At 33.4% G+C, this 22,899-nt stretch carries 25 protein-coding genes; 18 read left to right on the top strand and 7 right to left on the bottom strand.

Going from position 1 to position 22,899, the window contains the following annotated elements:
- The first annotated feature begins 5 nt into the window (after positions 1-5).
- Positions 6-2,339 (top strand): GMC oxidoreductase, encoded by a 2,334-nt coding sequence (locus ABDW27_RS06720; RefSeq protein ID WP_343695177.1) that lies wholly within the window; start codon positions 6-8, stop codon positions 2,337-2,339.
- Positions 2,340-2,414: 75 nt separating this feature from the next.
- Here the strand turns inward: ABDW27_RS06720 and ABDW27_RS06715 are convergent, their stop codons facing one another.
- On the bottom strand, positions 2,415-3,296 hold the full coding sequence (locus ABDW27_RS06715; RefSeq protein ID WP_343695176.1) for a T9SS C-terminal target domain-containing protein: 882 nt from the start codon (positions 3,294-3,296) through the stop codon (positions 2,415-2,417).
- Positions 3,297-3,428: 132 nt separating this feature from the next.
- On the opposite strand from ABDW27_RS06715, the gene ABDW27_RS06710 reads away from it, so the two are divergent.
- Complete coding sequence (locus tag ABDW27_RS06710; RefSeq protein WP_343695175.1) at positions 3,429-4,841, top strand: undecaprenyl-phosphate glucose phosphotransferase; 1,413 nt, start codon at positions 3,429-3,431, stop codon at positions 4,839-4,841.
- A gap of 1 nt (position 4,842) precedes the next feature.
- Here ABDW27_RS06710 and ABDW27_RS06705 read toward each other — a convergent pair whose 3' ends face one another.
- Positions 4,843-5,580: a CpsB/CapC family capsule biosynthesis tyrosine phosphatase gene (locus ABDW27_RS06705; RefSeq protein WP_343695174.1), complete on the bottom strand. Its 738-nt coding sequence runs from the start codon at positions 5,578-5,580 to the stop codon at positions 4,843-4,845.
- A 124-nt stretch (positions 5,581-5,704) separates the two neighbouring features.
- Between ABDW27_RS06705 and ABDW27_RS06700 the strand changes: the two genes are divergently transcribed.
- Positions 5,705-6,892, top strand: coding sequence for a DUF5009 domain-containing protein (locus ABDW27_RS06700; RefSeq protein ID WP_343695173.1), 1,188 nt, complete (start codon positions 5,705-5,707; stop codon positions 6,890-6,892).
- A gap of 298 nt (positions 6,893-7,190) precedes the next feature.
- On the opposite strand, the gene ABDW27_RS06695 is transcribed toward ABDW27_RS06700, so the two are convergent.
- Entirely contained in the window at positions 7,191-7,763 is a 573-nt protein-coding gene (locus ABDW27_RS06695) for a hypothetical protein (RefSeq protein WP_343695172.1), read from the bottom strand.
- A gap of 114 nt (positions 7,764-7,877) precedes the next feature.
- Here ABDW27_RS06695 and ABDW27_RS06690 point away from each other — a divergent pair, with 114 nt between their 5' ends.
- The 12 genes from ABDW27_RS06690 (at position 7,878) to ABDW27_RS06635 (ending at position 17,291) form a co-directional block, all read left to right on the top strand.
- The gene (locus ABDW27_RS06690) at positions 7,878-9,056 is read left to right on the top strand and encodes a hypothetical protein (protein WP_343695171.1); all 1,179 of its coding nucleotides are present in this window, start codon (positions 7,878-7,880) and stop codon (positions 9,054-9,056) included.
- Between the two features lie 30 nt (positions 9,057-9,086).
- Complete coding sequence (locus ABDW27_RS06685) at positions 9,087-10,250, top strand: glycosyltransferase family 2 protein (protein WP_343695170.1); 1,164 nt, start codon at positions 9,087-9,089, stop codon at positions 10,248-10,250.
- Positions 10,251-10,334: 84 nt separating this feature from the next.
- Complete coding sequence (locus ABDW27_RS06680) at positions 10,335-11,702, top strand: dihydrolipoamide acetyltransferase family protein (RefSeq protein ID WP_343695169.1); 1,368 nt, start codon at positions 10,335-10,337, stop codon at positions 11,700-11,702.
- A gap of 196 nt (positions 11,703-11,898) precedes the next feature.
- Positions 11,899-12,669, top strand: a complete 771-nt coding sequence (locus ABDW27_RS06675) for a 3'-5' exonuclease (protein WP_343695168.1) — start codon at positions 11,899-11,901, stop codon at positions 12,667-12,669.
- A 90-nt stretch (positions 12,670-12,759) separates the two neighbouring features.
- Positions 12,760-13,371: a fumarylacetoacetate hydrolase family protein gene (locus tag ABDW27_RS06670; RefSeq protein WP_343695167.1), complete on the top strand. Its 612-nt coding sequence runs from the start codon at positions 12,760-12,762 to the stop codon at positions 13,369-13,371.
- The gene (locus ABDW27_RS06665) at positions 13,371-13,715 is read left to right on the top strand and encodes an Hpt domain-containing protein (RefSeq protein WP_343695166.1); all 345 of its coding nucleotides are present in this window, start codon (positions 13,371-13,373) and stop codon (positions 13,713-13,715) included. The genes ABDW27_RS06670 and ABDW27_RS06665 overlap by 1 nt, the downstream gene beginning before the upstream one ends.
- 170 nt (positions 13,716-13,885) lie before the next feature.
- Entirely contained in the window at positions 13,886-15,139 is a 1,254-nt protein-coding gene (locus ABDW27_RS06660) for a competence/damage-inducible protein A (protein WP_343695165.1), read from the top strand.
- Positions 15,140-15,210: 71 nt separating this feature from the next.
- The gene (gene rpmB / locus ABDW27_RS06655) at positions 15,211-15,447 is read left to right on the top strand and encodes a 50S ribosomal protein L28 (RefSeq protein WP_008468080.1); all 237 of its coding nucleotides are present in this window, start codon (positions 15,211-15,213) and stop codon (positions 15,445-15,447) included.
- A gap of 27 nt (positions 15,448-15,474) precedes the next feature.
- A complete protein-coding gene (rpmG, locus tag ABDW27_RS06650; protein WP_008253902.1) occupies positions 15,475-15,657 on the top strand; it encodes a 50S ribosomal protein L33 in 183 nt (60 codons plus the stop codon).
- Positions 15,658-15,731: 74 nt separating this feature from the next.
- Positions 15,732-15,884, top strand: coding sequence for a DUF4295 domain-containing protein (locus ABDW27_RS06645; RefSeq protein ID WP_012026946.1), 153 nt, complete (start codon positions 15,732-15,734; stop codon positions 15,882-15,884).
- Between the two features lie 267 nt (positions 15,885-16,151).
- Positions 16,152-17,105 carry a signal recognition particle-docking protein FtsY gene (gene ftsY, locus ABDW27_RS06640; protein ID WP_343695164.1) on the top strand — a complete coding sequence of 318 codons (954 nt, stop codon included), beginning with the start codon at positions 16,152-16,154 and terminating at the stop codon, positions 17,103-17,105.
- 6 nt (positions 17,106-17,111) lie between these two features.
- Entirely contained in the window at positions 17,112-17,291 is a 180-nt protein-coding gene (locus ABDW27_RS06635; RefSeq protein WP_343695163.1) for a hypothetical protein, read from the top strand.
- Between the two features lie 78 nt (positions 17,292-17,369).
- Here the strand turns inward: ABDW27_RS06635 and ABDW27_RS06630 are convergent, their stop codons facing one another.
- The gene (locus tag ABDW27_RS06630) at positions 17,370-18,434 is read right to left on the bottom strand and encodes a serine hydrolase (RefSeq protein WP_343695162.1); all 1,065 of its coding nucleotides are present in this window, start codon (positions 18,432-18,434) and stop codon (positions 17,370-17,372) included.
- A gap of 102 nt (positions 18,435-18,536) precedes the next feature.
- Complete coding sequence (locus tag ABDW27_RS06625; protein ID WP_343695161.1) at positions 18,537-19,049, bottom strand: hypothetical protein; 513 nt, start codon at positions 19,047-19,049, stop codon at positions 18,537-18,539.
- Positions 19,050-19,366: 317 nt separating this feature from the next.
- Between ABDW27_RS06625 and ABDW27_RS06620 the strand changes: the two genes are divergently transcribed.
- The 3 genes from ABDW27_RS06620 (at position 19,367) to ABDW27_RS06610 (ending at position 20,954) form a co-directional block, all read left to right on the top strand.
- Entirely contained in the window at positions 19,367-19,807 is a 441-nt protein-coding gene (locus ABDW27_RS06620) for a hypothetical protein (RefSeq protein WP_343695160.1), read from the top strand.
- Positions 19,788-20,084, top strand: a complete 297-nt coding sequence (locus tag ABDW27_RS06615) for a DUF721 domain-containing protein (protein WP_343695159.1) — start codon at positions 19,788-19,790, stop codon at positions 20,082-20,084. Before ABDW27_RS06620 ends, ABDW27_RS06615 begins: the two co-directional genes overlap by 20 nt.
- A gap of 153 nt (positions 20,085-20,237) precedes the next feature.
- The gene (locus ABDW27_RS06610; RefSeq protein ID WP_343695158.1) at positions 20,238-20,954 is read left to right on the top strand and encodes a hypothetical protein; all 717 of its coding nucleotides are present in this window, start codon (positions 20,238-20,240) and stop codon (positions 20,952-20,954) included.
- Positions 20,955-21,071: 117 nt separating this feature from the next.
- Here the strand turns inward: ABDW27_RS06610 and ABDW27_RS06605 are convergent, their stop codons facing one another.
- Together ABDW27_RS06605 and ABDW27_RS06600 are read right to left on the bottom strand one after the other, a co-directional pair.
- Positions 21,072-21,491, bottom strand: a complete 420-nt coding sequence (locus ABDW27_RS06605) for a nucleoside-diphosphate kinase (RefSeq protein WP_012026941.1) — start codon at positions 21,489-21,491, stop codon at positions 21,072-21,074.
- A gap of 110 nt (positions 21,492-21,601) precedes the next feature.
- Positions 21,602-22,873: a DUF5009 domain-containing protein gene (locus ABDW27_RS06600; protein ID WP_343695157.1), complete on the bottom strand. Its 1,272-nt coding sequence runs from the start codon at positions 22,871-22,873 to the stop codon at positions 21,602-21,604.
- Positions 22,874-22,899 lie beyond the last annotated feature (26 nt).

Genomic DNA, 22,899 nt, shown 5'->3' with positions numbered 1-22,899 from the left:
AAAACATGAAACGTCTATCAAAACCAATTACGTCAATTAAATCGCATTATCCCTTTATTATTATCGGTTCCGGTTATGGCGGGAGTATTGCGGCATCGCGCCTGTCACGTGCTGGAATTCAGGTATGTCTTTTAGAAAAAGGAAAAGAATTTCAGCCCGGCGAATATCCGGAAGATTTAGATGATGCAGTAAAAGAAATGCAAGTCAATACCGATACTAAACATATAGGCAGTAAAAACGGCTTGTATGAATTTTACATGGGCAGGGAAATAAGTGTTTTTAAAGGCTGTGCTTTGGGCGGAACTTCAAATGTAAATGCCAATGTTTCGATAGAGCCAGAATCTCGTGTTTTTGATGATTTAAGATGGCCTGCAGCGATTAGAAATGATATGGAATCTCTTAGAGAAGGATTTCAAAAAGCAAGACAAATGCTCAAACCTTCTCCTTATCCTGAAAATACACCAGGTTTTCCTGAACTTGCCAAAACAAAAGGGATGAAAGTTTCTGCGGCGGCAATGAACGAAAAATTCAGATATCTGGATATTAACGTGAATTTCGAATATGATGATAAAGAAAATCATGTAGGTGTAAAACAAAAAAAATGCAACAACTGCGGCGATTGCGTAACGGGTTGTAATCATTCTGCAAAAAACATGCTTACAATGAATTACCTCCCGGATGCGGTTAATCATGGAGCCGAAATATTCTGTGAAACAGGCGTGCAGTATGTAGAACGAAAAGACAATAAATGGCTGGTATATTTTGACTCGTACCATGTTGGACGTGAAAAATTTGATGCACCGCCATTATGCATAACTGCTGATAATGTAATTATATCCGCAGGCTCTTTAGGAAGTACCGAAATCTTATTACGCTCGCGCGAAAAAGGTTTGAGTGTATCAACAGCACTCGGAAAACATTTTACAGGCAATGGCGATGTGCTGGGTTTTGGTTACAATAATGATGTCAAAATGAACGGTATTGGTTTAGGGAAATTTTTTGATGATAAAGAAAAAGAACCAGTTGGCCCTTGTATTACTTCCATAATCGACATGCGCGAAAGAGACATTCTCGACGAAGGAATGACACTCGAAGAAGGAAGCATACCAGGTGCTATATCGCCTTTACTTACCGGAGCTTTTACCTCAATTTCTAAATTTTTTGTAAACCATACCGATGAAAACTGGCAGGATTGGGTAAACGAACAAAAAAGAGAAGCCACAAGTATTTTCAGAGGACCATATTTTGGTTCGCTAAATAATACACAAGTCTATCTAGTAATGACACATGACGACGGAGATGGTTCAATGCAGTTAGAAAATAACAGACTCGAAATAAATTGGCCGGATGTAGGAAAGCAAAAGATTTTTCAAAAAGTAAACGGCAAACTTAAAGAAGCCACAAAAGCATTGGGCGGAACTTACGTACCCAATCCGCAATGGAATAAACTAACCAATTATGATATGGTAACCGTTCATCCATTAGGTGGCTGTGCAATGGGCGATGATCCCGCAACAAGCGTTACCAACCACTGTGGTCAGGTTTACACCAATACAAGTAAAAATGATTTACATCAGGGATTGTATGTAATGGATGGATCCATAATCCCGCGTCCGTTAGGGACAAATCCGCTGTTGACGATTTCAGCTTTAGCAGAAAGAAATTCAAAAATCATTATAGAAGAAAATCAAAAAACACTGAATTATGATTTTAAAACCGTAACTGAATCACCTTTAAAGGAATACGAAGTTGGTGTTTCCTTTACCGAAACAATGCGAGGTTTTATTTCACTGAACGAAAAAGAAGATTTCAGAAGAGGATATGACGAAGGAGAAAGCAATAATTCACCATTCGAATTCACTTTAACCATTCAATCGCAGGATGTTGAAGCTTTTTCGATAGACAGCAATCACAGAGCTGGTATGATTGGTACCGTTCATTGTCCGGCGCTTTCAAAACATCCAATTACTATTACCAATGGGATTTTTAATTTATTTGTAAAAGATGAAAATGACACCAAAACAAAACTAATGAAGTATAGCATGCAGCTTAAAACGTATGAAGGACCTGCCTATTATTTCTACGGTTTTAAAGACATACGAGACGATAAAGGTTTTGATATTTGGTCAGATACAACAACACTTTATATAACCGTGTATGAAGATGAAAATAAAAGCAAAGTAATGGGAAAAGGAATCCTGAAAATTGCGATAGGAGATTTCATGAAACAGCTTCAGACAATGAAAGCGATTTACCCGGATAACACTAAAGAATCGATAAGTGCTGTAACCAAATTTGGGAAATTATTCGCCGGTGAAGTTTGGGATACCTTCTTTTAATTTATTATCTAAAATAAAATAAATAAGTTTTTTGCGGAATTTGATTTAAATAAGAAATCAAATTCCGCAAAATCTTTATTTATGAAAATAGGAACTCAGAAAAGAACTCAAATCTAAATAATGAATTTGCTGAGGATTATTTATAATAGGTTTCCGAACCAAAGATTCATTCGTAATAAAATAATGAAGACCGTCTTTTGTCGCAATTCCTTCAATTTGATGGAAGGGAAGTTTGAGACCAATTCGCTGTTTATTTCCGGATAAAAAATCATCATTTTTAAAATCATATAAAAGATAAAGAAACGATTTTCCGGTTTTAGAATAGCCACAGAGAACAATAATTTTCTTTTCTTCTACAAAAGCGGCGCCCGTCACTAAGCCCTGAGTGTTTAATGTATTTTTAAATTTAGCAATATGATTTCCGGGAACATTAGGTAAAACATAAATATCCGTTTTAGACGATTTCCATTGTTTGGTAAACAAATAAATACTGTCTTTAGAAACAATAAAAGCTTCACAATCAAAATCGGTCGAATTGTGATTTTGTGCTGAAAAATCAGTTTGATCAGCATATTGAAAAGATATTTTTTCGATAACCGGATGTTGTTCTAAAAATGATTTTTTTTCTATTTTCAGAATATTCAAATCCTGTCTGTTTCCGCTGTAATTATTTCCAAAATCACCAATATATAAAAACGAACTATCCTGCGAAATCTCTTCCCAGTCATGATTTACAACATTTTCAAGAATAATTTTCTTTTTAATTTTTCCCAAAGAATCCAGACCGTAAATAGTTTTGTCATGATCATCATTGTGTGTCCATAACAAATTATTGAAAGCAGTTAAACCGGAAGTTTCTTTAATAGAATCGCTTAATTTTACAGAATACTCTGGTTTGAGTTTTTGAGAGTAAGCTGAAAAAACAGTTATAAAAAAGAATAAAATAAATCCGCGCATGATCTGCCTTTTAAATTGGGATTAATATAAAGGTAAATTTTTAAAGAATACACTAAAAAAAATAAGATTATTAATATAATTAAAACGTTATTTTGCAATTGAAATTTTAAGAGCCAGATTTAGCAAGTAAATATGAAAATTTTAGAAGAATTATCACGTTTTAGAATGTCCCGATATTTCAAACTTTTGTTTGTATGCTGGGATGTTATTTTGCTAAATTCAGCTATTGTTTTGTCTTTTTTAGCCAGATTTGGAAACCTTGACGGACTTTGGATCAAGGAAGAAAAAACAGTTTCACTGCTGGCTAATTTAATTTGGATAGGATTACTTTTAAACAAAGATTCCTATCGAATGATTCGAATTGAACGTATCGAATCGATCCTTTCGAGAACCATTCGGAAATTGGTAATGCATGCTTTCCTGATCGCAATTTTTGTTGTTTTCTTAAAATTCACAGATATTTCAAGATTAAGGCTTTTATATTTCTACATTTTCTTTTTCGGAATTCTGTTGATCTCCAGATATATTTCAATGAAGCTTTTAAAAGAAATAAGATCAAAAGGATATAATTTCAAGAAAATCATTATTGTAGGAGCAAACGAAACAGGAGAGAGAATGCAGAAAATCCTCGCCAAAGATTTAACCTATGGTTACAAATTTCTGGGCTTTTTTGATGATAAAACAGAAACTACAGTCTCAGACAATATATTAGGAAATTTCGATGCCATCGAAGATTTTATCTTAAAAGAAAATGTAGACGAAATGTACGTTGCACTTCATATAGATAAAATCGAAGTAATAAATAAACTCATTAAAATTTGTGAGCAAAACATGATCAGGATTAAATTTATTCCTGATTTTCAATTGTATACAAAATCAAATAAAGTCGAAATTACTTTTTATGAAAATACGCCCGTTTTAATGCTTCGCAGAGAACCGTTGGAATTTGCGGTTAATAAATTAATAAAGAAAGCATTCGATGTTTGTTTTTCGGCATTGGTTATTTTGCTCATATTTCCGTGGCTGTTTCCGGTAGTCATGCTCATTATAAAATTAGAATCGCCTGGGCCGGTTTTCTTTAAACAAAAACGATCAGGGCGCGATAACCGCTCTTTTACCTGCTTAAAATTCAGAAGCATGTATATAAACGATCTGGCAGACAATAAACAGGCAGGAAAAGGAGACAGCCGTATCACAAAATTTGGTGCTTTCATCCGAAAAACCAGCATAGACGAACTGCCGCAGTTTTTTAATGTTTTTTGGGGAGACATGTCTGTAGTGGGGCCAAGACCTCACATGGTTAATCTTGCTAAAGAATACAGCGAATTAATCAACAATTATTTAGTTCGGCAATTTGCAAAACCCGGAATAACAGGCTGGGCGCAGGTAAATGGCTTTAGAGGAGAAACCAAAGAACTCATCGATATGGAGAACAGAGTAGAATACGATATTTGGTACATCGAAAACTGGAGTCTGCTTCTGGATATAAAAATTATAGTGCGCACTATAATAAACGTTTTAAAAGGTGAAGAAAACGCCTATTAGTTTAAAATCTAAAAAACTGATTATTAGCAATAACCTCTTTTAAATTTTCAGCAGAATCTATTTTGATTTTTTCATGTAAAGATTCGATATGTTTGCCGTGATGTACATCAGTTCCTGAAAAATCATACATCCCTTTTTTTAATAAAAGCTCAGCAGTTTTTGTGATTTCGCTGCCATAATATCCCATAACAGCCAATAAATTCAGTTGAAACAAACAGCCCGCTTTTTTTAATTTTTCATATTCAGCAAAGTTTTTATGATAATATAAATACCTTTCAGGATGTGCCAAAACCGGAACATAACCCGCAAGCTGAATATCAAAAATGATTTTATATAAATTTAAAGGAGCGCTCAAATACGAGATTTCAACTAAAATATAATTATCCTTAAGAGTCAAAAGTTTTCCCGTTTTAAGATGATTCACAAACCAGTCATCCATAAAATATTCAGATGCAGCTTTAAACGGAATAGTAATATTTTCTTCTTTTAATAAAACCTGAGTTTCGTTTAATTTGTTTACAATATCTTCTTCAGAATTATTCCAGACATAATGGCTGATATGCGGAGTGGTAACAAATTGAGAAATTCCCAATTCCTCAAAAGCTTTAGCCAGTTTTATGGTTTTTTTAATGTTCCTCGCACCGTCATCAATTCCCGGAAGTAAATGAGAATGAATGTCGACAAAGTCGCCCGCTAAAAGATCTTTTAGAAAAGGTTTTGATTTAAAGAATGAAAACATTCTGCAAAAATAAAAAATAGATATTGTTTTTGTTTACCCTCAAAAGAATATTTAAAAGAAATTTATGTAACAATGTAACCGGCATTTTATAATTATGTTATATTTGAATAAAAAGTAAAATTTTATGAAAATAAAGGAGAATTTATACAATCAAAGGATTATTTCGATTGATGCTTTACGTGGAATTACCATTTTTGTAATGATATTTGTAAATGAGTTAGCAAGCATTCAAAATGTACCGCAATGGATGAAACACATGCCGGCAGATGCCGATGCCATGACTTTTGTAGATTTAGTTTTTCCTGCCTTTCTTTTCATAGTCGGAATGTCGGTTCCGTTTGCTTTTAATGCCAGATTAATAAAAGGCGACAGTCCAAAAGTAATCTGGACGCATACTTTAAAACGAGCTTTGGCCTTAATCATTATAGGGGTTTATATGGTAAATGCCGAATATGGTTTTGACGCTTCAAAAATGATTATTGAACCTGCTTTTTGGGGACTTTTGGCGTATTCAATGCCCATTCCTATTTGGAATAAATATCCAAAAGATTTTTCAGTTTGGTTAAAATATATTCTTCAATATGGCGGAATACTGGTTTTAATTGCCCTGTACTTTTTATACGTTCAGGAAGAAACCGGTAAAGTAGGAATCACGCCAAAATGGTGGGGAATTCTGGGCTTAATAGGCTGGGCATATCTTATTTCGGTAATTTATTACTGGCTGGTTTCGGGTAGACTGTGGGCAATGATTGTTTTTCTGGTAATCTGTGTCGCTTTAAACTCTGCAAATTTGACTAAAGGTTTAGTTTTACCGGAATGGCTCGGTTTTATTGCCGGACATTTAACACATGCAGCATTGGTCACAGCCGGAATAATAATTTCGTTATTATTTTTTGACCGAAAAATCGAAAATAAAATCAATTGGCCTGTAATTGTATTTATAGCATTATTTTTCTCCGTTGGATTTTTTCTGCGACAATTTTACGGAATCTCAAAAATACAGGGAACTCCGGCCTGGACCATGATTTCTGCCGGACTTTGTACGGTTTTATTTTACTTTTTATATTGGTTGATGGAAGTAAAAAAACAAACCAAATGGAGTGAGTTTTTTATGCCCGCCGCAGCAAATCCGTTATTGATTTATATTTTGCCGGGCGTTATTTATTATTTCTGCAAGGTTGTTAATCTGCATATTATTCCGGGTTATTTTAGAGTAGGCGTTCCCGGAATTATCTGGGCGTTAGTATTTTCGATTATAATGCTGTACGTAATGAAAATCTTCAATAAATTTAAAATCCAATTGCATTTGTAGAAATGTTTAACTGCAAAGGGCGCGAAGGGTTTTCGCAAAGGACACAAAGATTTAATCTGTTTAATCCTTTAATCTGTGGCTGAAAAATTTAACCGCAAAGGGCGCTAAGGGTTTTCGCAAAGGGGGCAAAGGTTTAATCTGTTTAATCCTTTTAATCTGTGGCTGAAAAAAAATAACCACAAAGTTCGCAAAGCTTTCTTAATATTAAGCTTTGCGGACTTTATAGTTTATGAAACTTACCAATTAAAAATCATTGCGACTGCGAAAACCCTTCGCGCCCTTTGCGTTAAAAAAAACACTAATCAATCACCACAGATTTTATCTCCAAAACCGCTCCCGAAACCGGATTATAATTCACAAAATTAAGTTTACACAGATTGTGAATATTCAAAGATTTTCCATTTGGGTTTCCATCTTGTTTAAAATCTGTCCATGGAATTTTTACAGTAGTAAATTTTTCAGAAATAGGTAAATCAACTCTTGGGTGCGAACCGCCGTGAACACAGCCAGTTCCTTCCGCGTTTCCTTCGCGAGCTTGTATTTTTATTAAATGTGAAGATTTATATGTAATGCTGAGGTATTTAGAATCAGATAAATTTGTTGCCTTTCCGTCATTCGAACCAGATTCGGTAATCATCACATTCAGCTCAATTTCTCCGATAGGATTCTCATTTGCCGTAACTTTTACAATACCTTTTTCTTTTCTGATTCTATTAATTGTTTCCTGATTTTCCTTCGCTGGGCCGGCAATATACCAGGTTGCCGTTTTTACCAAATTGATTTTTGAACTCGAATTGCCTTCCGCGAAAGCGAAACATACTATTAACGCAGAAATAAATAAACAAGATATAAGTAAGGTTTTAACTTTCATAACAAGTTTTTTAGTGCAGCTCAAAAATAGAATATTCTTTTTATTGTTTTAATAAACTAACTGTCTGAATAAAATTTTAAATTTGTAATAATTTGTTTATGAAAAAGTTAGCTTATGAAAAATGTAAAAATTCTACTGGGGTTATTTTTCTTTTTTCAAATTCAGTTTTGTCATTGTCAAACCGATTCTATTTCAAACAACAAAGATATTTTAGACGTTTTATATAAACTCTTTCATAAAAATGATTCAGTTAGAAAAAATCAGGACAAAAAAATAGCATTCTCTTTGCTTCCTGTGCCTATTGATGCCAATAAAAATGCGGGATTAGTCGTTTCGTTTTTAACTACATTTTATCTCGGCGACAGCAATACTACTAAAATGTCGCAGATTTCATTTTCACCTTATTTTAGTTTTACCAAACAATATGTATTTCCAATCCAGACCTATATATATACAAAAGATAACAACTGGAATTTTATAGGAGATTATCGTTTTATGATTTACCCGCAGGATACGTATGGTTTGGGCGGACATAATACCGATGAGAAAATGTCGACTTTAGATTATCAACAATGGCGGTTTTATCAATTTGCAACCCGAAGAGTTATTGGTAATTTTCGACTCGGACTTGGTTTCTTGTTTGATAATTACCAGAATATTTCTGAAGATTCGTATATCGATGATGAAACAGATTATGTTAAATATATGAATGGAGATTTCTCAGACGAAAGTTCTTTAGGAATTGCCATTCAGGGACTTTATGATTCAAGGGAAAACAATGTAAATCCGGAACAAGGTTTGTATGTCGAAGCAGATTATAGGATAAATACCAGCGGGGTAGAAGATCAAAAATGGAAATCAATTTATTTTGACGCCCGTAAATATCATTCTTTCAGTAAATATAAACATCGTGTTTTAGCATACAGAGCTTTTTACTGGTCAACTTTTGGAGGAAAACCACATTATTTAGATTTACCAAGTATAGGCTGGGACCGTGAAGGAAGAACCGGAAGAGGATTTACCCGAAACAGATTTCGCAGTAACGCTCTGATTTATTTTGAAACTGAATATAGAACCGATATTTCCAGAAACGGTTTTTGGGGCGCTGTTTTTTTTACTAATATTTCGTCGGTTTCAAAGTTAGATACCTATCAGTTTAAAAAATGGAATCCTGCTTTTGGAACAGGATTACGCATAAAATGGAACAAGAAAAACAATAGTAATTTAGTTCTCGATTACGGAATTAGTAAAAACGACTGGTCGTTGCGGTTAGGTTTGGCCGAAAATTTCTAACTTTCCCCAAAATCAATTTTTAAAAAATCAATGCAGTTATCGGTTATCATTCTTAATTATAATGTACGTTACTTTCTGGAACAATGTGTTTTAAGTGTTCAGGAAGCAATTGCAGGTCTTGATGCCGAAATTATTGTAATAGACAATAATTCGTCTGATGACAGCTGTTTGATGATGAAAACTTGGTTTCCGGAAGTAAAATTGATTGAAAACAAAGAAAATTTTGGTTTCCCAAAAGGAAATAATATAGGTGTTGTACAAGCGCAGGGGAAATATATTTGTATTCTAAATCCAGATACTGTTGTTGCCGGAGATACATTTGCTAAAATTTTGGCTTTCGCCGAAGACAAACAGAATCTTGGAATTATTGGCTGCAAATTAATTGACGGAACCGGAGATTTTCTTCCCGAAAGTAAACGCGGAATCCCAACGCCTTGGGTAGCATTCACAAAAATTTTCGGATTATATAAGATATTTCCAAAATCAAAACATTTTAATCGGTATTATGCCCAGCATTTAAATAAAAACCAAACCGGAAAAGTTGAAATTCTCGTTGGAGCATTTATGTTTTTAGAAAAAGATTTATATCAAAAATTAAATGGTTTTGACGAAGATTGTTTTATGTATGCAGATGATATTGATTTGTCTTACAGAGCACTGCTGCTAAAAAAAACAAATTATTATTTCCACGAAACCACCGTTTTACATTATAAAGGAGAAAGTACAATAAAAGACGAATTGTACATGAAACGTTTTCAGGATGCAATGAACTTTTTTTATAAAAAACATTTTAAGAAATCCAGATTTTTTAGTTTTTTCATCCAATGCGGAACTTTGTTTTTTTCATTCATAAAAATGTTTCAGGGAAAACCAAAAGAAAAACCATTGCCGGAAAGTTATATTTTGTACTCTGAAAATGAGAATTTGGCTAAAAAACTGGCGTCGATTTTAGAAAATAAAGTTCGTTTTTTAGATTTCAAGAAAGAAAAAATGGTAAATTCGTCGCTGATTTTACAGGGTAAAAAGACCGAGATCATTTTGGATAATCACTATGTTTCATTCAAAAAATGTATCAATATCATAGAAACTCTTAAAGATAAGAACATTACTTTTAAGATTTTACCTAAAATGACAGGTTTTATTATTGGGAGTAATTCAAGAAATGACAGGGGGCAAATCACGAAAATTGAGTAAAAAATTATATTAAGTGTAATTTATATTTAAAATTTTCAGTAATTTCGCAATCATAAAATCAAAATCACCCTTTAGAATAATAATATGGCAAGATTTGAATTAAAGCTTCCTAAAATGGGAGAGAGCGTCGCTGAAGCAACTATTACTAACTGGTTGAAAGAAGTGGGAGACAAAATTGAAGCTGATGAAGCTGTACTTGAAATTGCAACTGATAAAGTTGACAGCGAAGTACCAAGTGAAGTATCAGGAATTTTAGTTGAACAATTATTTGGCAAAGATGATTTAGTTCAGGTAGGGCAGACTATTGCAATTATCGAAACAGAAGGTGGTGATGGGCCTGCAGCAACTCCGGCTGCTGAGGTTTCTGCGCCAGTAGAAGCAGTAGAAATTGAAAAAACGATAGAAGCAGTAAAAGAAACAGTTACAGCTCCACAAGATTTTTCTGGATCTGATAAATTCCTTTCGCCTTTAGTAAAAAATATTGCAAAAGAAGAAGGTGTTTCTGTTGCTGAATTAGATAATATTCAGGGTTCAGGAAAAGATGGCCGAGTAACAAAAGATGATATTTTAAAATATATAGAAGACCGCAAAGCTGGAATTGTACAGGCTCCAAAAACAGTTGAAGAAGCTCCAAAAGCTGTGGCTGAAACGCCAAAAACTGTAGTTGAAGCGCCAAAAACGGTTCAGGCACCAGAGCCGGTAGTTCAAAAAAGTCAGCAGGTAGTTCCGGTTTCTGTAAATGGCGGTGACGAAATCATCGAAATGGACAGAATGCGTAAACTGATTTCTGGTTACATGGTAGCTTCTGTGCAGACTTCGGCTCACGTTCAGTCATTTATTGAAGTTGACGTAACAAACATTGTAAAATGGAGAGATAAAGTTAAAACGGCTTTCGAAAAGAGAGAAGGTGAAAAACTAACTTTCACTCCAATTATGATGGAAGCGGTTGCTAAAGCCTTAAAAGATTTCCCAGGAATGAACATTTCTGTTGATGGGGAATATATCATCAAAAAGAAAAACATCAACTTAGGAATGGCAGCGGCTTTACCAAACGGAAATTTAATTGTTCCTGTAATTAAAAATGCAGATCAGTTAAACCTTGTCGGAATGGCAAAAGCGGTTAACGATTTAGGAAACCGCGCAAAAGCAGGAAAACTAAAACCAGACGATACGCAAGGCGGAACCTATACTGTAACCAACGTTGGTACTTTTGGAAGTGTTTTTGGAACGCCGATTATCAATCAGCCTCAGGTTGGAATTTTAGCTCTTGGAGCAATTCGTAAAGTTCCTGCGGTTATCGAAACTCCGGAAGGTGATTTCATCGGAATTCGTCAAAAAATGTTCTTGTCGCACTCTTACGATCATAGAGTTGTAGACGGTGCATTAGGAGGAAGTTTTGTGAAAAGAGTAGCAGAATATTTAGAAGCTTTTGACGTAGACAGAGATTTCTAATCGAAATAATAAATAAATTTTAAAACCCGAAAAAATAGAAAGTTTTTCGGGTTTTTTCGTTTCTGTAAAAGATGTAACGAAGATTAGTAATAAAGTTAAAATAAGGTGATTAAGCTTTTTTAGGTCAAAAAAATAGAATTTTGGTCAGGAACTTTGGCTTTAAAAAATTACATTTGTAATCTTATAAAAATTAAAAATGGAATTAAAACTTAACAAACCAATCTGCTTTTTTGATCTTGAAACAACTGGAATTGACATTGGTAAAGATCGGATTGTAGAAATTTCGATATTTAAGGTTTTTCCAAACGGAAATAAAGAAAGTAAAACCTGGCTGGTTAATCCAACAATTCCAATTCCTCCACAAACTACAGCTGTTCATGGTATTACTGACGAAAAAGTAGCAAACGAACCAACGTTTGCAGAACTGGCTCCGCATATTCATAATATGATAAAAGACAGTGATTTAGGAGGGTTTAATTCAGATCGATTTGATATTCCGTTGTTGGCAGAAGAACTTTTACGCGCCGGAGTTGATTTTGATATGAAAAACAAAGTTTCGGTAGATGTTCAAACCATTTTTCATAAAATGGAAGAACGTACTTTGAGCGCTGCTTTAAAATTCTATTGCGGAAAAAGTCTTGATAATGCACACTCGGCAGAGGCGGATACAATGGCAACGTATGAAATCCTGAAAGCACAGTTAGATCGTTATCCGGAATTGGAAAATGACATGAAATCATTGTCGGAGTTTACAACACGTAAAAAAATCGCTGATTTTGCCGGAATGATTGCTTTTGATAAAGACGACGAAGAAATATTTACTTTCGGTAAACATAAAGGAGCAAAAGTTGAAAAAGTTCTGGAAACTGAACCAGGATATTTCAGCTGGATTCAAAATGCAGATTTTCCTCTGTATACCAAAAAAGTTTTGACAGGAATTAAATTAAGAAAATTAAATACGAAATAAGGCTCTAAGATTCTGAGATGCTAAGGTTCTAAGTTTTAAGCTTGATGCCTTAGAATCTTAGAACCTTAGCATCTCAGCACCTTTAAAAGAATGAAGATAATCTGTATCGGTAGAAATTATACCAATCATATTGAGGAATTAAAAAACGAACGTCCGGATGAACCGGTGGTTTTTATGAAACCGGATTCGGCAGTTTTATTAAAGCAGCATCCGTTTGTAATTCCGGAATTTTCTGAAGAAGTTCATCACGAATTAGAAATAATTGTGAAAATTAATAAGGTAGGAAAATATATTGAGCCTAAATTTGCACATAAGTATTATGACGAAATAAGTGTAGGTATTGATTTTACAGCCAGAGATTTACAAGATAAACTAAAAGCCAAAGGACTGCCTTGGGAAAAAGCAAAATCTTTTGACGGCTCTGCTGTAATTGGAGATTTTTTACCAAAAAGTGATTTTGTTTCGTTAGAAAATCTTACGTTTGAGCTCAAAAATAATTCTGAAACAGTTCAAAAAGGAAATACAAGTTTTATGTTGTGGAAAATAGATGAATTAGTTTCGTATGTTTCGCAGTTTTTTACACTAAAAATTGGAGATATTATTTTTACCGGAACGCCGGCAGGTGTTGCGCCGGTAAAACCAAATGATGTTTTAGAAGGCTTTTTAGAAGATAAAAAATTATTTAGAATACAAGTAAAATAATGGCTTTAAAGTACAACCTTTCGAAAGTATATGCGCTTTCAGACAATGACCCTGAATTTGTAAACGAAATTCTAAAATTATTTGTTACAGAAGTTCCTGAAGATTTAAAGCAAATCAAAGAAGGAATCAAGAAAAAGGATCATAAATATGCCTATTCTTATGCGCATAAAATAAAACCTACCTTAGATTTGATGGGGCTTAATGTTGCTTTTGAAGAAATTCTTCAAGTAGAAGCCTGGACAAAAGCCGAAGGAAAGAAAAAAGATATTATTGAAACTTTTAAAAGCATAAAGATTCAGGTAAAAGAAGCAATCAAAGAAATTAAAAAAGACTTTGATGTTTAAAAAATAAATTATTCCGCTTTTAAAACTTTTAAAAGCGGAATAAAATTTCAATTTTATTTAAAATAAAAGAATCTTTTCTTTTGTTCTTCCTTCCGGATTTTCCCCAAATCATTTCCTCAATTTACTTCAAAATATACTTGTAAAAACTATAAGTAAAATATTTTATAAATATGAAAGCAACAATAGTTACCATTGGAGATGAAATTTTAATTGGTCAGATAGTAGATACAAATTCGAATTTTATAGCCAAAGAGCTTGATCGAATAGGTGTTGAAACTTATGAAATGATTTCTATAAGTGATGACAAACAGCATATTTTAAACACTTTTGCCCAATTACAAAACAAAGTTGATCTTGTAATTATAACAGGAGGTTTGGGTCCGACAAAAGATGATGTTACGAAAAAAACTTTCTGTGAATATTTTGATGACGAATTAGTTGTAAATCCAGAAGTTTTGGCTCACGTAACAGAATTGATAGAAGGTTTTTATAAACGACCAATTTCTCAGTTAAATAAAGATCAGGCACTTGTTCCTTCGAAATGTACTGTTTTACCAAATAAAATGGGAACAGCACCGGGAATGTGGATGAAAAAAGAAAATACCGTATTTGTTTCGCTTCCGGGAGTTCCGTACGAAATGAAATATCTGGTAGAAAATGAAATAATTCCTAAAGTAGTAAAAGAATATAAACGTCCTTATATTATTCATAAAACCATTTTAACCTATGGTCAGGGCGAGAGTTTAGTTGCAGAACGTATTGAAAGCTGGGAAAACAATCTGCCCGAATTTATTAAACTGGCTTACCTGCCAAATCCGGGTCGGGTGCGTCTGCGTATGACAGCCCGAGGAACGAACAAAGAAGAGCTGGAAAAAGCAATTGAAGAAAATGTTCAGTCTCTGGATGCTATAATTCACGATATTATAGTAGGTTATGATGAAAATGAAACCATTGAAACGGTAGTAGGGAAGCTGCTTGCAAAACATAATAAAACAATTTCAACCGCAGAAAGCTGCACCGGAGGAAAAATTGCATCACTTTTATCATCGGTGCAAGGTGCTTCAGGATATTTTAAAGGAAGTATAGTTTCGTATGCAACAGAAGCTAAAGTTAATGTTTTAGGAATTCCACAGGATTTAATAAATCAATTTTCGGTCGTAAGTGCAGAGGTTGCGACGGCTATGGCTCAGAGTGCAAAAGCTATACTAAAAACGGATTATGCCATTGCAACGACAGGTAATGCAGGCCCGTTAAAAGGCGATTCAGATGCTGAAATAGGGACTGTTTTTATAGCGCTGGCAACACCAAATGGCGTAATTACAGAAGAATTTAACTTTGGACAACCGCGTGAAAAAGTGATAGATAGGGCGACTATTAAGAGTTTGGAAATATTGCAGAAAGAAATTTTAAAAATTGTGCAATAATTTTTTGCTACAATGGTTTATTTTTCTTTTCTTTGCACCCTGATTTTGAATAACGATAAAAGATAAGTATAATGTCAAGAGTTTGTGACCTTACAGGTAAAAGAGCGATGGTAGGAAATAACGTTTCTCACGCTATGAACAAAACTAAGAGAAAGTTTTCTGTAAACTTAGTTAAAAAGCGTTTTTATCTTCCAGAAGAAGATAGATGGATTACTCTTAGAGTAGCAGCATCTACGATAAAAACAATTAATAAAAATGGAATCACTGCTGTTTTGAAAAAAGCACAGTCAGAAGGATTTATCAAATAATCTTTTCCTAAATAAATATATAGCAAGATGGCAAAGAAAGGTAATAGAATCCAGGTAATTTTAGAATGTACTGAGCACAAGACTTCTGGTGTTCCGGGTACTTCTAGATATATTACAACTAAGAACAAAAAAAATACTCCAGATAGATTAGAGATTAAAAAATTTAATCCAATCTTGAAACGTGTAACTGTTCATAAAGAAATTAAGTAATAATTAGAGATTTTTGTAAATCTCAATGGTTTGGCCATTAGAGTTTTATAAAAACTTCAAATAACATTTGAATCATGGCAAAGAAAACCGTAGCATCGTTACAAACATCTTCTAAGAGATTATCAAAAGCCATCAAAATGGTAAAATCTCCAAAAACTGGTGCATATATATTCGTTGAATCTATTATGGCTCCTGAATTAGTTGATGAATTCTTGAAAAAGAAATAATTACAATTACATTATATAGAAAAGCTACTTTCTTTCGGAAGTAGCTTTTTTATTTTATATTTGTTTAAAATTTTATAGAAACCCGATATTTTTTGTTTTTTTTAAACATTTGTTCTTATTATACTCTTTATCTTTACCTGTCTAAATAAGCCGAGTAAATAATAAGTTCTGCAGGGATAAATTAAACACAGAAGGTGTTCTATAAAACATAAAGATTGTTTTTCTAAACTTAAGAAAATCAGTCTACAACTAACAATAAATAAAAAAATGAGTTTTTTTAAAAAATTATTCTCTACCGAAAAAAAAGAGACTTTAGATAAAGGTCTTGAAAAAACAAAAACTACTTTTTTCTCTAAGTTAAGCAAAGCTGTGGCGGGAAAATCTAAAGTCGATGACGATGTTTTAGATGATCTCGAAGAAGTTTTAGTAGGTTCAGATGTTGGAGTAAATACAACATTAAAAATCATTGAAAGAATCGAAAAACGTGTAGCTGAAGATAAATATTTAGGAACCGAAGAGTTAAATCAAATTCTGCGTGATGAGATTGGAGGTTTGCTTTCTGAAACTAATACTGGAGAAGCAACAGAATTTGAAATTCCAAAAGATAAAAAACCATACGTTTTAATGGTTGTTGGAGTAAATGGTGTTGGAAAAACTACTACTATCGGAAAACTGGCTTATCAGTTTAAAAAAGCGGGTCATAAAGTTGTTTTGGGTGCTGCAGATACTTTTCGTGCAGCTGCCATCGATCAATTACAAGTTTGGGCAGATAGAGTTGGTGTAACTATTGTAAAGCAAAGTATGGGTAGTGATCCTGCTTCTGTAGCTTTTGATACTTTGCAATCTGCGGTTGCTCAAAATGCTGACGTCGTAATTATTGATACAGCTGGCCGTTTACATAATAAAATCAATTTGATGAACGAACTTTCAAAAGTAAAACGTGTAATGCAGAAAGTAGTTGCTGATGCGCCTCATGATGTACTTTTGGTTTTAGATGGTTCGACTGGTCAAAATGCTTTTGAACAGGCAAAACAGTTTACAGCAGCGACAGAAGTTACTTCGTTAGCAGTAACTAAACTAGACGGAACTGCAAAAGGAGGAGTTGTTATTGGTATTTCTGACCAGTTTCAAATTCCTGTAAAATATATTGGTGTCGGCGAAGGAATTGAAGATTTACAGGTCTTCAATAAATATGAATTTGTTGATAGTTTTTTTAAATAATAAATAATGAGTTTAGAATCTTTGAAAAATATATCTGCTATAGCTTTTTATTTTGCAAGTGTGATATGTTTTGTTTTGGCAAATGTATTAAAGGATAGCGTTCCTTCAATTTATTATATTTTACTTGTAGCTGGAATTGTTTTGTTCTTTTTAGGGGTTCTTAAAAGAACGCGTTCTAATAGATAAGATAAGTAAGTATTGTTAAAAATATTGAGCTTTTAAATACCAAAGTTTGACGGACTTTGGTATTTAAAAGCTTATTTTTTATTGATACAAAGCACTAATTTTTTCCCATAAAACTTTGTCAAAGTCAGAAAGTGCAAGATTTACATTATCTGCGGCATCTCCCATTCTAATGACTACCATGTTTTTGCTTGGGACAACATAGATTTTCTGATCGTTTTTTCCTAAAGCCATGAACATATCACTTGGCCCAGTTGGAATTACACTTCCCTGAAAAGTAAGTTGAGATTGTGGTAAATGATAAGAGCTTTTTCCGTTTAGCCACCATAAATAACCGTATCCTAAATTGATATTTTGTGAAGTATTTGTTGCTTCACTAAAATAGGCCTCGTTTAAAATGATATTGTTGTTCCATTTTCCTTTATTAAGCATTAGTAATCCAAAACGTGCCATGCTGCGAGAATTACTTGTGTAAACACTATTTACGCCAAGTTGAACCCAAGTTCCGTTCATTCCTATTTTATCTCTTAATTTGGCGTTGAAATAGTTTTCCCAAGTCTGTCCGCTGGCATTTGCAACAACATCTTGTAGCTTTACGTATACATTGTGATAAGCCCATCGGGTTCCTGCGTCGGCTTTGTAGATTAAACTAGCCGGATCTACATCATCTGTAGAGTCGTCAAGTCCAGATGTCATGGTTAATAAATGTTTGCAGGTAATTTGATTCTCTTGTGTTAAAGTTTCACTTGTCCAGCCTGTTCCCAAGTATTGAGAAACTTTATTGTTGATATTTAGCAGACCTTCCTGCTGTGCAATTCCTGTTACTGTAGAAGTTAGTGTTTTTCCAGCGCTGGCCCAATACCAGTTTGTTGATGCATTATGTTCGTTGAAATAGTTCTCCAGAACAATTCGGCCGTTTACTAGTATAATAAAGGATTTAGAATGTTTGAGTTCCAGATAATCTAAAAGCGGCTGTACGGCGCTTTGATTCCATTTTAGGTCTGCGATTGATTTTGTTTCCCAAGTTGTTCCTGTTAATGGCGGGAAATACATACTTTCTGCCGGAGCTGGATCTGGTTCGGTAGTATCTTTACTACAGCTTATCAGTAATAAGGCACTCAAGATTATGCAAATAGTTTTAGTCATGGTTTTTTTTGGTTTTAGTTTGGGCTTTGACCAAAAATATGCAAAATAGTTTAATCCTTATATGAAATTTATTTTACTTAAAACCTTAACATGAAGTTGTTTTTATTTTAATTTCCACTTTGTTCCGTCAGTGAATACTATATAATACGCTCTTGCTTTTATAATTTCATTGGCATCTGTTGAAAAATCTTCCCAAACTTTTGTTCTTGTTTGGCCGGCTTTTAATAAATAGGTGATTTCTCCTGTAGATTTTCCTTCTCCATAAAAATATCTTCCGTTTGCAGGTTCGTCGAATGAATTTTCGCAATACCATTCAAATTTTATGGCCTGAATGTCTTTTTTTCCGGAGTTTTTAAAAACTATTTTAATGTCTTTATGATCAGAATATTGTGATCTTGAGAGCTTAGATTCTATAATTTTTACAGGAGATGTATTTGCTTTTTTATTGTTTAAAAAATCATCTTTTAAAGATACAGGTTTATTTTCTAGTTGTTCCGGTTGATGATTAACTTCAATATATGTTGGAGTCTTATGCTCCGTATTTTTTGATTTTATTTTGCTGTAACCATAAATTATCAAAAATAAAGTAAATATAATTATGCTGTATTTTTTCATAATATTTTTAATTAAAAGATTTTTGGAGAATCTTGTTTTAAATTTTGCTGCAAAAGTCTTCTATATTCCGATTATTTTTTGCCTTAATATGGTATAAGATTGTTAGAATAAGATTTTTATAGATTTTAAATGTTTTTAAAAATGAAATAATAAAAACATCATTTCTAAAGTTTATGAAGTAACTTTGCGAGACACTAAATTTCTTTTGAAAACGGAAGTTCTAGCCCTGATGGGAGCGGCATCCTTTTTCTGGCTTCTTTAGCCAGGAAAAGATATAGCGGACAGCAGGAATAGCTTCTTATTAATATTATTACTTTATGAAAAACACTTTTATGATTTTGGTTTTATCGCTTTTGTTTGTAAGCTGTAAACAGGAAATAAAACCAACTGACATTGCAAAATTGAATGGATATTGGGAAATTGAAAAAGTTGTTTTTGATAAAGGAGAAGATAAAGAGTACGGAATGAATGAAAATTTTGATTTCTTTACTGTTAAAGGCAATACGGGTACGCGTACAAAAGTTATGGCTCAGCTGGATGGTACTTTTTTGACGACTAATACTTTTGAAAAATTTTCTGTAAGAAATACAGATAAGGGTGTTTTTCTGGATTATAATACCGATTATGCGAAGTGGACTGAAGAATTGATTTCGATTTCAGATACTGAGTTTGTAGTAAAAAATGATCAGAATAAAGAATATCATTATAAAAAAGCAGGACCAATAAATATTTTAAACGATGGCAAAGAGACTAAATAATGAAAGTACAATAGGAGCCGTTCTGCAGCAGATTATTGAGGTGAATAAATTACAGCCCGGAATGGATCAGATTGATGTAAGGGAAGCCTGGAGACAGTTAATGGGAAATGGCGTAAATACGTACACGAGAAATGTTATTTTAAAAGGTAGTACACTTTATGTCGAACTGGGCTCATCTGTTTTAAGGGAAGAATTAACTCACGGGAAATCTAAAATTGTGAAAATGATTAACGAAGAACTTGGACGTGAGGTTGTTAAAGATGTGGTTCTGCGATAGCATATTTTAGTTTTCTCAGTAAATTTTAATGTTAAAAAATAAATTAACACTTCTTAATTTAGAAGTGTTTTTTTTATGATATATTTGAACGGTAAGTATTTTTTTATTAAAGCTTACTCTCATTTATAAACATTTAAAAACTACCAAAAAACAATGAAAAGAATTTTACTTATTTTAACTGTATTATTTGCTTTAACTGGTTATTCACAAAAGAAAAAAGTGGCTGTTGTTTCGTTTTACACAGATAAAACAATAGATCTTTCTGATTTGGGTTTAAATGGATTAGCTGCGATTGCTGATTTAGGAAACAATCCAAATTTTAATCTTTCTCCAATTTTAGAGAAATACCACACTGCATTTTTTAATGATTATTCTAAAAAATTTCCGTTTGATTTACTTCCTGAAACTGACGTAACTCAAAAACCGGAATATATTGCTTTTACTCCTAAATTTGCAAGAGAAGGCGGAGAAAGCGGTACTATCATCAATTATCCTGGATATAAATATATTTATGAAGGAATGAATGGTTCTGTAAATGAGGAAGCGTCTGCAAAAATGTTTAGTGAAGTTGCTGATGGTGTTTTATTTACAGAAATTCATTTTGCTGTAGTAAAAGGATTCGCTGTTGGTGGAACTGGAACTATAAAAATGAGAGCTTACGCAAGACTAGCTTTGTATGATAAAACCGGGAAAAAAGTATTTGCTATTTCTGAAGGAGCAAATTCTAAGAAAACTGGAACAATCGTAGGCGGAGTTCCTGTTTTAAGTCTTGATAAAGTATTACCTATGTGCGAAAGTGCATTAGATGAGCTTTTAAAAGATCTTGATGATAGACTTGAGAAAATTGTTAAAAAGTCAGACAAGCTTTAATCGATATTTCTATTAATAAAAAAATCCCGTTTCATTTGAAACGGGATTTTTTTTGGATTTTTAGAAGTCCAGTAATCTATTGCGATAGCTATCGGGACTGAACTTTAAAATCTAATATTAAAACTGCTCTCTTCCTGCAAAGTGGAATGCGCTTTCGATAGCAGCATTTTCGTCGCTGTCAGATCCGTGAACTGCATTTTCTCCAATAGAAGTTGCGTATGCTTTACGAATAGTTCCTTCAGCAGCTTCAGCCGGGTTTGTAGCTCCAATTAAAGTTCTGAAATCTTCTACTGCGTTGTCTTTTTCTAAAATTGCAGCAACAATTGGTCCGCGTGACATGAATTCAACTAATTCTCCGTAGAAAGGTCTTTCTGCGTGAACTGCGTAAAATGCTTTAGCATCTGCAACAGTTAATTGAGTTAATTTTAATGAAACGATTTTGAAACCACCATTTGTGATCATTGCTAAGATATTCCCGATGTGTCCGTTTGCAACCGCATCTGGTTTAATCATTGTAAAAGTTCTATTAGTTGCCATTTTTTATTTTATTAAATTTTGTGCAAAAGTAGACTTTTTTTATGAATTGATTTTAATAAATTCATAATTAAAACACGTTAGAATGATGTTTTAGCCAAGAAAAATGTTTTTTAAACTTTAAATATTAATTTATTTCGGTAGAATATCCACAAAATAAATGTCCAGATGCAAACGTAAACCAAAGCTCCGGCTAATGAAGCAGTCATTGGATTGCTAAAAAATGGTGCTATCCAAAAACTGTATAGAAAGTTTAATAAATTGATTTTTTGAGAAGGATCATGCGGGTTTTGAAACTCGATCATAACCAATGCCTGCGGTATAATCTGCGATGTAAAAAAAACAATCATTGGGTTTACTCCCCAGATTAAGAAAGCTTTAAAGCCTTTTTTATAATCAGAAATATCGATTACATAATATAAAATAGTCAGGAAAACCGTTGCTAATCCAGTTGTATATAAAACATAACTGCTTGTCCAAAGCGATTTGTTTATAGGGAAAACCAAATCCCAGATTAAACCAAAAAAGATAAGAATTGTGCCTATAATTCCCATTTTTTGCGCTTTTTGGATTTTTGTTGTATCAGCTTGTAAAATCTGGCCAATTAATAACCCAATAATTCCGTTTACAATTGATGGAAGTGTACTTAAAATTCCTTCCGGATCCCAGGTTACAGTTCCGCGATACATGTGACCTTTTAATAAAACTCCGTCGAGCCATGAAGCGAGATTGGTTCCTTTGTCAAGATTAGCTTCTCCAATACCCGGAACAGGAATTAATGTCATTATTGCCCAGTATCCTAAGAGTAAAACAATTCCGGTAATGATTTGTGTTTTTTGAGATGTTTTCAGATATAAAAGAGAAACAACAAAATAAACAATCGCAATACGCTGTAAAACTCCCGGAAGTCTTACATCACTGTAAGCTTCAATTCCGCTATAAGCTAAAACCAAATAAATTATCAGAATAGAAAATGCCAGAATGTTTTTCAGTCTTGAACTAAAATTTCCCATCAATGCGTAACCAACAGCAATTGTAATGGCTAAACGACCAACTAAAAGCGGAATTCCTTCAAGTCCGAATAATTGAATTTTTCCAAAAAAGTTAAAGAAAATCCCCAAGCATAGCATTCGTAGCGAACGAACTAAAATTTTATTGAAAGTTGTGCCGTCATAGAATTTGTCAGGCATTGCTAATGGCACAGCAACTCCCATTATAAAAACAAAAAACGGAAAGACTAAATCAGTTGGTGTGCATCCGTTCCACTCGGCGTGTAATAAAGGCGGGTAAACGTTGCCCCAATCTCCGGGATTGTTTACAATTGTCATTAATAAAATAGTGAGTCCACGAAAGACATCTAGCGAAATTAAGCGTTCTTTTACCATCGATTTTGGGTAAATTGGTTAGTTAA

The organism is Flavobacterium sp. (assembly GCF_039595935.1).
In the GTDB taxonomy this organism is placed as follows: domain Bacteria; phylum Bacteroidota; class Bacteroidia; order Flavobacteriales; family Flavobacteriaceae; genus Flavobacterium.
This window is presented reverse-complemented; position numbering and strand designations above follow the sequence as displayed.